The sequence below is a fragment of the Cupriavidus pauculus genome (assembly GCF_003854935.1).
Classification (GTDB): Bacteria; Pseudomonadota; Gammaproteobacteria; order Burkholderiales; family Burkholderiaceae; genus Cupriavidus; species Cupriavidus pauculus_C.
Map to the genome: position 1 here is coordinate 1206348 of NZ_CP033970.1, position 11465 is coordinate 1217812.

The following is an 11465-nucleotide window of genomic DNA, read 5'->3' on the forward strand; positions in this document are numbered from 1 at the left end:
AGCAAAGGGCCGATAAAAAGGGGGAAACCCGCTCAGCTTGGCCGTTTGAGCTGAACGGGCATCGGGCGCAGGGGCGCGTCGGCGCGCCATTTGCGCCTGCATGCTGGTTAACGAATACCGGCAGCCGAACTTAAGACGCGCGTGGCGGTTCCGTAGGCTTTGGCGTCGAAATGTGGCCTAAAAGACTCTTACGCCGAGATGCAGGCCATCTCGGGCGTCCGCTCGGGAGATCGCCCGCGATGCGTGCCCATCTGCAAATCCGCAACAGTCCTTCACCCGCCAGCCGTTGTCCTGCCGTCGTTCACGCCGTTTAACTCTTATATAAGATATAAGACATTTGATCTCGGCCAGACTTAGGATTACAATCACGCGGCAGCGACGGCCCCCAGGGGTCGCCAGCCCACAAGAGACAAGGCCGTACCCGTTACAACCCTATTAACAGCAGGTTCCCATGCTTGATACCTATCGCGCCCATGTTGCCGAACGCGCCGCGCTTGGCATTCCCCCTCTGCCGCTGACTGCCAAGCAGACCGCCGAGCTGATCGAACTGATCAAGAACCCGCCGGCGGGCGAGGAGCAGGCCCTGGTGGACCTGATCACCTACCGCGTGCCGGCCGGCGTGGACGACGCCGCGAAGGTCAAGGCGTCGTACCTGGCCGCCGTGGCGCTTGGTTCGGAAAAGACCCCGCTGATCTCGCGCGCCCGTGCCACCGAGCTGCTCGGCACGATGCTGGGCGGCTACAACATCTCGCCGCTGATCGAGCTGCTCGATGACGCCGAGGTGGGCACCGTGGCCGCCAACGCGCTCAAGAAGACCCTGCTGATGTTCGACGCCTTCCACGACGTGAAGGAAAAGGCCGACAAGGGCAACGCCAACGCCAAGGCCGTGCTGCAGAGCTGGGCCGACGCCGAGTGGTTCACGAGCCGCCCCGCGCTGCCGGAATCGCTGACGATCACCGTGTTCAAGGTGCCGGGCGAGACCAACACCGACGACCTGTCGCCGGCCCCGGACGCCACCACGCGCCCGGACATCCCGATGCACGCGCTGGCCATGCTGAAGAACAAGCGCGAAGGCGCCGCGTTCCAGCCCGAGGAAGACGGCAAGCGCGGCCCGGTGAAGTTCATCGAATCGCTCAAGGAAAAGGGCCACCTGGTGGCCTACGTGGGCGACGTGGTGGGTACCGGTTCCAGCCGCAAGTCGGCCACCAACTCGGTGCTGTGGTTCACGGGTGAAGACATTCCGTTCGTGCCGAACAAGCGCTTTGGCGGCGTGTGCCTGGGCAGCAAGATCGCCCCGATCTTCTACAACACGATGGAAGACGCCGGCGCGCTGCCGATCGAGCTGGACGTGTCGCAGATGGAAATGGGCGACGTCGTGGAACTGCGCCCGTACGAAGGCAAGGCGCTCAAGAACGGCGCCGTGATCGCCGAGTTCAAGGTCAAGTCCGACGTGCTGTTCGACGAAGTGCGCGCCGGCGGCCGCATTCCGCTGATCATCGGCCGTGGCCTGACCGCCAAGGCCCGCGAGGCGCTGGGCCTGGCCCCGTCGGACCTGTTCCGCCTGCCGCAGAACCCGGCCGATACCGGCCGCGGCTTCACGCTGGCCCAGAAGATGGTGGGCCGCGCGTGCGGCCTGGCCGAAGGCCAGGGCATCCGCCCGGGCACGTACTGCGAACCGAAGATGACCTCGGTGGGCTCGCAGGACACCACCGGCCCGATGACGCGCGACGAGCTGAAGGACCTGGCCTGCTTGGGCTTCTCGGCCGATCTGGTGATGCAGTCGTTCTGCCACACGGCCGCCTACCCGAAGCCGGTGGACGTCAAGACGCACCACACGCTGCCGCAGTTCATCAGCACCCGTGGCGGCATCTCGCTGCGCCCCGGTGACGGCGTGATCCACTCGTGGCTGAACCGCATGCTGCTGCCCGACACCGTCGGCACCGGCGGCGATTCGCACACCCGCTTCCCGATCGGCATCAGCTTCCCGGCCGGCTCGGGCCTGGTGGCCTTTGCCGCCGCCACCGGTGTGATGCCGCTGGACATGCCGGAATCGGTGCTGGTCCGCTTCAAGGGCAAGATGCAGCCGGGCGTGACGCTGCGCGACCTGGTCAACGCCATCCCGCTGTACGCGATCAAGCAGGGCCTGCTGACCGTGGCCAAGCAGGGCAAGAAGAACATCTTCTCGGGCCGCATCCTGGAGATCGAGGGCCTGCCGGAACTGAAGGTGGAACAGGCTTTCGAGCTGTCGGACGCCTCGGCCGAGCGCTCGGCCGCCGGTTGCACGGTGCGCCTGAACAAGGAACCGATCATCGAGTACATCAACAGCAACATCACGCTGCTGAAGTGGATGATCGCCGAGGGCTACCAGGACCCGCGCAGCCTGCAGCGCCGCATCAAGGCGATGGAGGCATGGCTGGCCGATCCGAAGCTGCTGGAGCCGGACACCGACGCCGAGTACGCCGCCGTGATCGAGATCGACCTGGCCGACGTGCACGAGCCGATCGTGGCCTGCCCGAACGACCCGGACGACGTGAAAACGCTGTCCGACGTGGCCGGCGCCAAGATCGACGAAGTGTTCATCGGTTCGTGCATGACGAACATCGGCCATTTCCGTGCCGCGTCGAAGCTGCTGGAAGGCAAGCGCGACATCCCCGTGAAGCTGTGGGTCGCCCCGCCGACCAAGATGGACCAGAAGCAGCTGACCGAGGAAGGCCACTACGGCGTGTTCGGCACGGCCGGCGCCCGTACCGAAATGCCGGGCTGCTCGCTGTGCATGGGTAACCAGGCACAGGTGCGCGAAGGCGCCACGGTCATGTCCACGTCGACGCGTAACTTCCCGAACCGTCTGGGCAAGAACACGAACGTGTACCTGGGTTCGGCCGAACTGGCCGCCATCTGCTCGCGCCTGGGCCGTATCCCGACCAAGGACGAGTACATGGCCGACATCGGCGTGATCAACGCCAATGGCGACAAGATCTACAAGTACATGAACTTCGACCAGATCGAGGACTTCAAGGAAGTTGCCGATTCGGTGACGATCTGAGCGACGGTGTTCCGCGCCCGAGGATGGGTGGCGGAACACCAGCCTGATTGATGAACCCCGCGGCGCGCAGGCGCTTGCGGGGTTTTTTGTTTCCGGCCTCCGGCATCGCGGTGGCCGCCAGCCGCCAGCCGCTAGCGGCTAGCCGCTGCGCAACCCCCGCGCCAGCGCGTCCAGCCAAGCCGGGTCGGCAATGCGCCAGTGGCGGCCCCGGCCTTCCAGGTGGCCCAGCTTTTGCCAGTCGGACAGCAGCCGGTTCAGCGTCTCGGCCCGCACGGCCAGCTTGGCGGCCAGCTGGCGCTGGCTGAGCGGCAGTTCGATGGCTGGCCCGGCCTGCGCCCGCAGCTTCAGCAGGTAGGCGGCCAGGCGCTGGGCGGCGCTGGTGCTGGCCAGGCTGTCCACGTCGTCGATCCGCAGCGTCACCGTCTGCGCGGCCAGGTGCAGCATGTTGACGGCCAGCGCCGGATGGTCCAGGCACGCCTGCCGCAGCGCGGCGCGCGGGAACTGGCATAGCGTGCTGTCCACGGCCGCGCGGGCCTCCACGGGATAGCGCGGCTGGTGCAGGAACATCACGATGGCGCCCAGCAACTGGCCCGCTTCCACGTGGTGGATGATGCGGTCCTCGCCATCGATGCCGATGCGCAGCGTGTCCACGCGGCCGCGCATGACCAGGTACCAGAAATCGGCCCGCTCGCCCTGGCTGAACACGTAATCGCCCCGCGCCAGCTCGCGCACCGACGCCTGCGCCAGCAGCCGCCCGCCCTGGGCGGCCGCGTGCAGCACCGGGTGGCCGGCCAGCATCGCCTGCGCCTCGGCTACCCCGCCCGCCGCCGTCTTGACATTTCTCATTGGTGTTTCGACCCACGCCCCGAATAATTCGCAAATGATAATCATTTTCAAGTAGTTGTCGCCCGCCAATCGGGCGATCTTTGATCGGGGATAGATCGTGGTTCGTCATTTCACATCGGGCCGGCGCCGCTGGCCGGCAGGCGTCGCCTTTGGGGTCGCATTGGTCTGGCCGGGCCTGGGGTCGGCAACCGTGGCCGATCAGGTCCATGAACTGGAAAGCGTGACCGTCAGCGCCATGCGCTCGGCCAGCACCGTGGAGGAAACACCGCGCACCGTCACCGTCATCACGGGCGAGCAGGTGCGCGAGCGGGTGGGCAGCGGCGGCATCCAGGGGCTGCTGGCGGACCTGCCCGGCATCGCGTTCGCCCGCACCGGCGGGCTGGGCGGCCAGCTCGTGATGCGCGGCTTCAACACCAACTCGGGCCACTCGATCATGGCCATCGACGGCGACCGCTACCGGGGCCGCAGCACGCTCGAATACAACATGATCGACCCGGCCACCATCGAGCGCATCGAGGTCATCCGCGGCCCGGCGTCGGCGCTGTACGGCTCCGACGCCATGAACGGCGTGGTCAACATCGTCACCCGCCGCGCGAAGGTCGACGCCGACCAGCCGTTCACGCTCAAGCCAAGGCTGCGCTCGCTGGAGTGGAACAGCGTCAACAACATGGTCGGCGGCCGCGTGGAAGTGCTGGGCGGCGGCAACGGCTTCGACGTGATGCTCGGCGTCAACCACCGCGATGGCGACGACTATTCCACGCCCCTCGGCGACGCGCTGAACAGCGGTTTCAACTCGACCGGCGCCGACCTTGCCATCGGATACCGGCCGCACGCGGACGCGCGCTGGGAGCTGTCCGCGCGCTACCAGCGGGTGGTCAGCGAGCGCGCCGGCGGCCTGGGCGCCGCGCCCGGCGAGCCGTGGATGAGCGTGCGCGAGGACCCGATCATCGAGCGCTACGTGCGGCTGGCCTACCAGGGCCGCAAGTTCGGCGCGCTGGCCGACAGCATCGACGCCAGCGTCTACGTGCGCGACTTCGACACCGACATCTACCAGCGCAACGCGCGCTCGCCGGTCTTCACGGCCTACAACCACATCAAGGTCTACACGCCCACCGTCTGGGGCGGGCACCTGACCGTGAACAAGCGGCTCGGCAGCCATGCGCTGAGCTTTGGCGGCGATTTCTTCAACGAGAGCTTCGACGGCCGCATCAACCAGGTCCAGCGCTACAGCAACAGCACCGGCGCGCTGCTGGGCAGCACCGGCTGGCGCCAGATGGAACGCGCGGCCCACCAGACCAACGTGGGCCTGTTCGTCCACGACGACTGGCACGTCGGCGACGCATGGACGCTGTCCGGGTCGCTGCGCGGCGACATGGTCGACATCCGCATCGGCGATACCTACGCGGGCGAGCCGCCCAAGCTGACCGAGGCGTACGCCGGCTCGACCCGCCCCCGGCACTACGCCGTGACCGGCGGGCTGGGCGCGATCTACGAGTTCGTGCCGGGCTGGCAGGTGGTGGGCAACCTGAGCCGGGGCTTCCGGGCGCCGTCGGGCATGAACCTGACGATTTCCAGCGTGGCGGGCACGCAGGCCACGCTGCCATCGCCGCACCTGACGCCCGAGACCAACCTGACCGCCGAGGCCGGCGTGCGCTGGTTCGGCACCGACGGCTGGGCGCGGCTGACGGCCTACCAAAGCAAGTACACGGACCTGATTGCGCTGCAGCGGATCGATGCCAACCTGTTCCAGCGCCAGAACATCGGCAAGGCGACGATCCGGGGCGTGGAGCTGGAAGGCCGCACGAAGATCTTCCGGCGCTGGAGCGTGGGCGCGGCCGCCACGTACACGCACGCCCGCAACGACATCACGGGCCGGCCGCTGCCGTACGTGGCGCCGCTGACGGCCAATGCATCGCTGCGCTACGACGGCGCGGGCTGGCACGCCGAGGGCGTGGTCCGCGCGTTCCGGGCCAAGACCGACATCGACCCGTCGCAGGAGCGGCGTACGGCCGGCTACGGCATGGTCGACCTGTTCGTCGGCATGGACGTCAGCCGCGTGCTGGGCGATGGCTGGCGCGACTGGAAGCTGCTGGCCGGCGTGGAGAACGTGTTCAACAAGGTGGGCCGCAATCCCACCGTGACCGAGAACCTGTCGTACCCGAACACGCTGGTCGGCAACCCGCTCGTGGAACCGGGCCGCGCGGTGACGCTGAAGCTGACGGGGGTCTACTGATGCGGGGCGTGCGTGGTGCGATGGCGCTGGCGGGTATGGCGGGGGTGGCGGCGATGGCGTGGATGGGTGCGGCGACAGCGGCCGATGCGCCCGCTGTCGTCGACCAGAACGGCCACCGCGTGGTGCTGCCGGCGCAGGTGCGGCGCGTGGCGGTAATCCCGATCCCGCTCGCGTCGATGGTGATGGCCGTCGATGGCGGCGCCCAGCGGCTGGCGGCCATGCACACGGCCAGCCGTGCCGACTTCGATTACGGCCTGCTCGGCCGGCTGTTCCCGGACGCGGCCCGCATCCCCGCGCAGATCGCGGGCGAGGGCTTCGTGCCGAACGTGGAGGCGCTGGCCGCCAGCGGCGCCGACGTCGTGATCCAGTGGGGCGACCGGGGCGACGACATCGTGCGGCCGATCCGCGAACTGGGCCTGCCGGTGGTGACCGTGCGCTACGGCGACAGCAGCCTGGCGGCCGGCTGGCTGCGGCTGGTCGGCGCCAGCCTGGGCAAGCCGGCGCGCGGCGAGCGGCTGGCGCAATGGTTCGAGTCGCGCCGCGCCGACGTCGCCGCCCGTACCGCGCCGATTGCCGCCGCCGAGCGCCCGCGCGTGCTGTACCTGCAACGGGCGCGCTCGGGCCTGCGCGCGGCCGGCAAGGGCACCAGCATGGACGGCGATATCCGGCTGGCGGGCGGCGTGAACGTGGCCGCCGGCGTGCCGGGCTTCGCGCAGGTCAGCGTCGAGCAACTGCTGGCCTGGGACCCGCAGGTCGTGCTGCTGAACAACTTCGAGCCCGGCCTGGTGCCGGCCGACCTCTATGGCGATGCGCGGCTGCGCGGGCTGGCCGCGGTGCGCGAGCGGCGCGTCTACAGCTATCCGCACGGCGGTTTTCGCTGGGACCCGCCCAGCCAGGAAACGCCGCTGACGCTCGACTGGCTGTCCAGCCTGTTTCATCCGCAACGGGCCGAGCCCGGCATCCGCGACCGGATTGCCGACGCCTACCGCCTGCTTTACGACTACCGCATGACGCCGCGCGATACCGACGACCTGCTCAAGCTCGACGCCAACGGCGCCAGCGCCTACTACCGCGCACTGTTCGGCCAGGGCGCCGCGCCATGACGCGCACCCGTACCCTGGCCACGCCCGTCTTGCTGACGGCCTTGCCAGTCATCGCGCTGCTGGCCATCGGGCTGGGCCGCTACACCGTGGATCCGGGCACCGTGCTGCGCATCCTGGCGTCGCCGCTGCTGGGGCCGGGCGATGTGGCGCCGATGCAGGCCAGCGTCGTGGCCGGCGTGCGGCTGCCGCGCGTGCTGCTGGCCGGGCTGGTCGGCGCGGGGCTGGCCGGCGCCGGCGCGGCGTTGCAGGCGCTGTTCCGCAACCCGCTGGCCGAGCCGCAGCTGCTGGGCGTGTCGTCCGGCGCGGCGTTCGGCGGCGTGCTGGCGCTGCTCTGGCTGGGCGATGGCTGGCCCGTGGTCTCGGGCGCGCTGCTGTGGGGCATGCTGGCGCTGTTCGCGGTGTACTGGCTCGCGGGGGGCCGGCGCGGCCAGTCCGGCACGGTGCTGCTGGTGCTGGCCGGCATCGTCGTCAACGCGGTGTTCGCGGCCGGCGTGTCGCTGATCAAGCTGATGGCGGACCCGCAGAACCAGTTGCCGGCCATCGTCTTCTGGCTCATGGGCAGCCTTGCGGCGGCCGACTACGCGCGGCTGGCGCTGGCGCTGCCGTGCATCGGCGCCAGCCTGCTGCTGCTGTACGGGCTGCGGTTCCACCTGATGGCGCTGGCCGTGGGGGATGCCGACGCGCGCAGCCTCGGCGTGCCGGTGGTGCGCGTGCGCGTGCTGGCGCTGCTGGCCGTCGGCCTGATCGCGGCGTCCAGCGTGGCCGTCTGCGGCGTGGTGGGCTGGGTGGGGCTGGTGGTGCCGCATCTGGTGCGCATGGCCTGCGGCAGCCACCATCGCCATTTCCTGCTGCATACCGTGCTGGCGGGCGCCGGCTACCTGATCGTCGTCGATACGCTGGCACGCACGCTGACGCCGATGGAGATACCACTCGGCGCGCTGACGGCGTTGCTGGGCGCGCCGGTGTTCGCGGTGCTGATCCGCAGGCTCGGAGGCAGCGCCCATGGCTGACATCGTCCTGTCCTGCGACGGCATCGGGCACCGCTACGGCGACCGCACCGTGCTGCGCGACATCGGCCTGCGGCTGCCGCGTGGCGCGCGCTGCGCGCTGCTGGGCGCCAACGGGGCCGGCAAGTCGACGCTGCTGCGGATTCTGGCCGGACAACTGGCGCCGGCCACGGGGCGGGTCGTGCGCGCGGGCCGCATCGGCTTCGTGCCGCAGGAGGTGCATCCGGCCCTGCCGATCAGCGCGCTGGAAATGGTGCTGCTGGGCCGCGCCGGCGGCATCTCGCTGCTGCGCGCACCGGGCCGGGCCGACTATGACGCGGCGCGCGCCGCGCTGGGCCGCGTGCAGGCGTTGCACCTGGCCGACCGCACGTTCCTGTCGCTCTCCGGCGGCGAACGCCAACTGGTGGTGCTGGCGCGTGCGCTGGCCGCGCAGGCGAGCCTGCTGCTGCTGGACGAGCCGTGTGCGGCGATGGACTGGCACAACCAGGCGCTGACGCTGCGGCTGCTGGCCGAACTGGCCGCCGATGGCATCACCGTGCTGTTCAGCACGCACGTGCCGCAGCACGCGCTGGAATGCGCGAGCCATGCCGTGCTGCTGTTCGGCGATGGCCGCCACGCCTTCGGGCCGCCGGACGCCGTCATGGACGAGGCCGCGCTGTCCCGCCTCTATCGCCTGCCCGTGCGCCGCGTGCGCATGGCCGGGCTGGGCGGCGCCGGCACGGCCGTGCCGGTGTTCTCGCATCCCCCCTCCCAACCGTCTTCTCCACAGCCGGCGCAACCCTGCGCAACATCGTCATGAGTTCTGTCCTGCACGTCCGTGCCATCGCCCACGAGGTGCCGTCGTTCATCGCGCTGCTTCAGGCACGCGGCATGGCGTCGCATTCGCTGCGCGATCTGCACGATGCCGACTTCCTGGGCCGGCGCGCCATCCTGATCGAAGCCCATGTCGACCAGCGCGCGCTGCTGCGCCACCGCGCGGTCCTGCGCACCCATCTGGACGCCGGCGGCACGCTGGTCTTCAACGGCCACCTGGTCTATCCGATCTTCGACGAACTGGCGCCGTTCCGCGTGGCGGCGGGGCGGGGCGTGCGCGACCTGATCGTCGAGCGGGTGCACGCCCACCCGGTCTTCGCCGGCGTGTCGTGCGACGACCTGAGCTTCCGGCGCGGCGTGGCCGGCTTCTACGGCCGGGGCGCCAACCCCGCGCCGCCGGGCGCCGTGGTGCTGCACCGGCTGCGGCAGGACGGCTCGCCGCTGGACTGGGTCTGGCAGCGCCCGGCCGGCGGGCAGGTATTCATGCACGGCGGCAATTCGTGCTGGATGTACGTGGACGACGAGACCAGCGCGGCGCGCATCGGCCCGCAGTTGCTGGACTGGATCCAGGCCGGCGCACCCGCACTGGCCACAGCCAACGGAGACTGAACCGTGCGTATCGCATTCGTGGATGGCGGCACCTATTACCATCACGCAACCTTCAACGACCCCGCGCTGCGCGGGTATTTCGACGCCAACGTCTACGCGCCCGACCTGCCGCAGGCAGACCTGGCCCCGTTCGACTGCCTGTACGTGGCCAGCCGCCAGAACCCGGCGGACCTGGTGGCGGCGCGCCCGGCGATCGACGCCTTCCTGGCGGCCGGCAAGCTCGTGGTGGCGCTGGGCGAATGCCGCGCCGACCTGTGGCTCGACGGCGTGCAATGGCGGCCCACGGTCACCAATTTCTGGTGGTGGCTGGAGCCCGATGCGGACAGCGGGCTGCGCGTCGGCGATCCCGGCCACGGGCTGTTCCGCCGGATGCGGCTGGCCGACGCCACGTGGCACCGCCACGGCGACCTGCTGACGCCACCCGGTGCCGTGTCGGTGGTGGATACCGTCGATGGCCGCTCGGTGCTGTACGACGACGCGGCCACCGGCCCGGGCCGGCGCATCGTGGCGACGCTGGACCCGTGCTACCACCACGGCAGCTACTTCATGCCTGCCGCGTCGCGGTTCCTGCACCACTTCCTGCCGTGGCTCAAGGACGGCGCGCCGCCGACGTGACCGCCAGCCGGCCCCGGACGCAAAAACGCCCGGCGAGGCATCGCCGGGCGTCGGGTGGCGGCGGCAGGCCGCGCGGGGTTACTTGCTGGACTTGGCGCCGTCGGTATAGGGATCGGGCTTGCCGACCCGCGCGCCGTCGGTATAGGGATCGGGCTTGCCGGTGCGGGCGCCGTCCGTGTACGGGTTGTACTTGTCCGACTTCGCACCGTCCGTGTACGGATCGGCCTTGGCCGACGGGGCCAGGTCGGTCCGCGTGGACTGCTTGGCGCCATCGGTGTAGGGGTCGAACTTGCCGGCCTTGGCGCCGTCGGTGTACGGGTCGGCCTTGCCGGCCTTGGCACCCTGCGAGTACGGATCGAACTGCTTGGTTTGCCCGTGTGCAAGCGGGGCCATGGCCACGGCCGCGGCTGCGACGATCAGGCTGGAAAGGAGTGTCTTGCTCATGAGAGCCTCGCCAGTTGAGGGCGCGATTCAGGGGCCCGCCCGAGTGCGCCCACTAAGCCATCGGGCAGGCGGCATGACGCCTGGAATGCAATCTCTGCAAGGATAGTCGCTGACGCCGGAACCTGCCGTTACGGCCGGTAACGGTTCTCGGCGGCTAGTGCGCCGCCGGCTTGCGCGGCCGGGGCGTCTCGCGGACCTGCGCGGCCGGGACATCGACCACCGCATCGGCCGCCGCATCCGTGGCCGCGGTGGCCAGCGCCGGCATGCCCAGCATGTGGCCCCAGGCGTCCATCCAGGCCCGCTGCGTGGCCGCGCCCAGTTCCATCATGGCCGACGCGTAGTGCAGCGGGATCGACAACAGCGGCATCTGGTTGTTCCACTGGCGCGCGTACAGCTCCTCCGGGTCCTGCGGGACAAAGAACGACGCCCAGTCGAACTGCGCCTCCTCGGTCATGGACTTCGTGAAATCGGTGTTCAGGCCCATGAACTTCTGCCACGTTTCCATCACCTTGGCGTCGCCGAACGGCGCAAAGGCGGGGAACGGGAAGGTGGCAGGCATGGCCCAGGTGGCCCAGAAGGTCGTCGGATTGCTTGGCATGCTGGAAACTCCGGTTGAAAAACCTGTGAGGAAAAAAGTGCTGCAAGCGGGGCGCGTGATGGTTGTCTGGCGGTGCGCAGGGCGCGCACATCACGGCAACCCCCGGGGGCGACCACCACATCGTGTGCCCATCCGGCCGATGGGTCAACCGGCA

At 69.6% G+C, this 11465-nt stretch carries 10 protein-coding genes; 7 read left to right on the forward strand and 3 right to left on the reverse strand.

Translation table 11 applies throughout. From position 1 onward, the window contains the following. Window positions 1-451 precede the first annotated feature (451 nt). The gene (gene acnB / locus EHF44_RS23510; protein ID WP_124686088.1) at window positions 452-3043 is read left to right on the forward strand and encodes a bifunctional aconitate hydratase 2/2-methylisocitrate dehydratase; all 2592 of its coding nucleotides are present in this window, start codon (window positions 452-454) and stop codon (window positions 3041-3043) included. 138 nt (window positions 3044-3181) lie between these two features. Here the strand turns inward: acnB and EHF44_RS23515 are convergent, their stop codons facing one another. Then, window positions 3182-3889, reverse strand: coding sequence for a Crp/Fnr family transcriptional regulator (locus EHF44_RS23515; protein WP_172966167.1), 708 nt, complete (start codon window positions 3887-3889; stop codon window positions 3182-3184). Window positions 3890-4079: 190 nt separating this feature from the next. Here EHF44_RS23515 and EHF44_RS23520 point away from each other — a divergent pair, with 190 nt between their 5' ends. Genes EHF44_RS23520 through EHF44_RS23545 form a run of 6 tightly spaced genes read left to right on the forward strand, consistent with a single transcriptional unit; the run spans window position 4080 to window position 10269 of the window. Continuing rightward, the gene (locus EHF44_RS23520; RefSeq protein WP_172966168.1) at window positions 4080-6122 is read left to right on the forward strand and encodes a TonB-dependent receptor; all 2043 of its coding nucleotides are present in this window, start codon (window positions 4080-4082) and stop codon (window positions 6120-6122) included. Continuing rightward, window positions 6122-7225 carry an ABC transporter substrate-binding protein gene (locus EHF44_RS23525; RefSeq protein ID WP_124686091.1) on the forward strand — a complete coding sequence of 368 codons (1104 nt, stop codon included), beginning with the start codon at window positions 6122-6124 and terminating at the stop codon, window positions 7223-7225. The genes EHF44_RS23520 and EHF44_RS23525 overlap by 1 nt, the downstream gene beginning before the upstream one ends. Further along, window positions 7222-8235: a FecCD family ABC transporter permease gene (locus tag EHF44_RS23530; RefSeq protein ID WP_124686092.1), complete on the forward strand. Its 1014-nt coding sequence runs from the start codon at window positions 7222-7224 to the stop codon at window positions 8233-8235. Before EHF44_RS23525 ends, EHF44_RS23530 begins: the two co-directional genes overlap by 4 nt. Continuing rightward, entirely contained in the window at window positions 8228-9031 is an 804-nt protein-coding gene (locus EHF44_RS23535; protein WP_124686093.1) for an ABC transporter ATP-binding protein, read from the forward strand. Before EHF44_RS23530 ends, EHF44_RS23535 begins: the two co-directional genes overlap by 8 nt. Further along, on the forward strand, window positions 9028-9654 hold the full coding sequence (locus EHF44_RS23540; RefSeq protein WP_124686094.1) for a hypothetical protein: 627 nt from the start codon (window positions 9028-9030) through the stop codon (window positions 9652-9654). The genes EHF44_RS23535 and EHF44_RS23540 overlap by 4 nt, the downstream gene beginning before the upstream one ends. 3 nt (window positions 9655-9657) lie before the next feature. Continuing rightward, complete coding sequence (locus tag EHF44_RS23545) at window positions 9658-10269, forward strand: hypothetical protein (RefSeq protein WP_124686095.1); 612 nt, start codon at window positions 9658-9660, stop codon at window positions 10267-10269. A gap of 78 nt (window positions 10270-10347) precedes the next feature. Here the strand turns inward: EHF44_RS23545 and EHF44_RS23550 are convergent, their stop codons facing one another. Beyond that, window positions 10348-10713: a hypothetical protein gene (locus tag EHF44_RS23550; protein WP_124686096.1), complete on the reverse strand. Its 366-nt coding sequence runs from the start codon at window positions 10711-10713 to the stop codon at window positions 10348-10350. Between the two features lie 154 nt (window positions 10714-10867). Next, on the reverse strand, window positions 10868-11311 hold the full coding sequence (locus EHF44_RS23555; RefSeq protein ID WP_216643995.1) for a polyhydroxyalkanoate granule-associated phasin: 444 nt from the start codon (window positions 11309-11311) through the stop codon (window positions 10868-10870). Window positions 11312-11465 lie beyond the last annotated feature (154 nt).